The sequence below is a fragment of the Klebsiella sp. 64 genome, from assembly GCF_018223915.1.
GTDB classification, from domain to species: Bacteria; Pseudomonadota; Gammaproteobacteria; order Enterobacterales; family Enterobacteriaceae; genus Klebsiella; species Klebsiella pneumoniae.
The window spans coordinates 1-1,916 of sequence record NZ_JAGRQZ010000047.1 but is presented as its reverse complement, the minus strand read 5'-3'; the positions used below and the strand labels follow the sequence as shown (position 1 = coordinate 1,916).

Genomic DNA, 1,916 nt, shown 5'->3' with positions numbered 1-1,916 from the left:
CTGAGCATGGACGCTGTACAGAAAGCCAAATCCGGCCACCCGGGGGCCCCGATGGGTATGGCTGACATTGCCGAAGTGCTGTGGCGTGATTTCCTGAACCATAACCCGAACAATCCGGCCTGGGCTGACCGTGACCGTTTTGTGTTGTCAAATGGCCATGGTTCGATGCTGATTTACAGCCTGCTGCACCTCACTGGCTACGATCTGCCGATTGAAGAGCTGAAAAACTTCCGCCAGCTGCACTCCAAAACCCCGGGTCACCCGGAAGTCGGCTACACCGCAGGCGTGGAAACCACCACCGGTCCGCTGGGCCAGGGTATCGCTAACGCGGTCGGGATGGCTATCGCCGAGAAAACCCTGGCGGCGCAGTTCAACCGTCCGGGACACGATATCGTCGACCACTACACCTACGCCTTCATGGGCGACGGCTGCATGATGGAAGGCATTTCTCACGAAGTGTGCTCCCTGGCCGGTACCCTGAAACTGGGTAAACTGGTGGCGTTCTATGATGACAACGGCATCTCTATCGACGGCCACGTTGAAGGCTGGTTCACCGATGACACCGCGAAACGCTTTGAAGCCTACGGCTGGCACGTGGTGCGCGGCGTGGACGGTCACGACGCTGACGCCATCAAACGCGCGGTAGAAGAAGCACGGGCGGTCACCGACAAACCGTCCCTGCTGATGTGCAAAACCATCATCGGTTTCGGTTCGCCGAACAAAGCCGGTACCCACGACTCCCACGGCGCGCCGCTGGGCGACGCCGAAATCGCCCTGACCCGCGAAGCGCTGGGCTGGAAACACGCGCCGTTTGACATCCCGTCTGACATCTATGCCCAGTGGGATGCCAAAGAAGCCGGCCAGGCGAAAGAAGCCGCATGGAACGAGAAGTTTGCGGCTTACGCCAAAGCCTTCCCGCAGGAAGCAGCCGAATTCACCCGCCGTATGAAAGGCGAGATGCCGTCTGACTTCGACGCGAAAGCTAACGAGTTCATCGCGAAGCTGCAGGCCAACCCGGCGAAAATCGCCAGCCGTAAAGCCTCGCAGAACGCCATCGAAGCCTTCGGCCCGCTGCTGCCGGAATTCCTCGGCGGCTCCGCAGATCTCGCGCCGTCCAACCTGACCCTGTGGTCCGGCTCTAAGCCGATCAACGAAGACGCTGCCGGGAACTACATCCACTACGGCGTGCGCGAGTTCGGTATGACCGCTATCGCCAACGGTATCGCGCTGCACGGCGGCTTCCTGCCGTACACCTCCACCTTCCTGATGTTCGTGGAATACGCGCGTAACGCGGTACGTATGGCCGCGCTGATGAAACAGCGTCAGGTGATGGTCTACACCCACGACTCGATCGGTCTGGGCGAAGACGGCCCGACTCACCAGCCGGTAGAGCAGGTGGCTTCCCTGCGCGTGACCCCGAACATGTCCACCTGGCGTCCGTGTGACCAGGTGGAATCCGCGATTGCGTGGAAATATGGCGTGGAGCGTCAGGACGGCCCGACCGCGCTGATCCTCTCCCGTCAGAACCTGGCGCAGCAGGAGCGTACCGCAGAGCAGCTGGCGAACGTGGCCCGCGGCGGTTATGTGCTGAAAGATTGCGCCGGCCAGCCGGAGCTGATCTTCATCGCCACCGGTTCAGAAGTGGAGCTGGCGGTTGCCGCATGGGACAAACTGACTGCCGAAGGCGTGAAGGCGCGCGTGGTTTCCATGCCGTCCACCGACGCGTTCGACAAGCAGGATGCGGCTTATCGCGAATCCGTACTGCCGAAAGCCGTGACCGCGCGCGTTGCCGTGGAAGCGGGTATCGCTGACTACTGGTTCAAATACGTTGGCCTGAACGGCGCTATCGTTGGCATGACCACCTTCGGTGAGTCTGCGCCGGCTGAGCAGCTGTTCGAGGAGTTCGGCTTCACCGT

Annotated in this window: 1 protein-coding gene; it reads left to right on the top strand. The window is 61.3% G+C overall.

Annotated elements, in window-relative coordinates:
- Nucleotides 1–1,916, top strand: a 1,916-nt coding sequence (tkt, locus tag KHQ23_RS24990; protein ID WP_038992588.1) for a transketolase, incomplete at both ends; no start/stop codon positions are given.